Here is a 256-nt window from a genome sequence, read left to right on the forward strand (position 1 = left end):
CACGACAGAACCACGCGCTATCAGAAAGGCAGTCTTACACTTCCGGGAACTGTTATGCTGGGCACCGGTGTCATGATTGGCGCCGGTATCTTCGCCCTTACCGGGCAGATGGCGCAGATGACTGGCGTTCTTTTCCCGTTGGCGTTTCTGGCCGCGGCGGTAATCGTAAGCTTCAGTGCCTATTCCTACATCAAAATTTCCAATGCCTACCCGTCAGCCGGGGGCATAGGCATGTACCTGCACAAAGCCTATGGCA

The 256-nt window shown here is 55.5% G+C and carries 1 pseudogene; it reads left to right on the forward strand.

The window, feature by feature from the left end:
* A pseudogene (locus tag A3754_RS07210) lies at positions 1 to 256 on the forward strand (amino acid permease); the annotation flags it as partial.

This window comes from Alcanivorax sp. HI0083 (assembly GCF_001635175.1).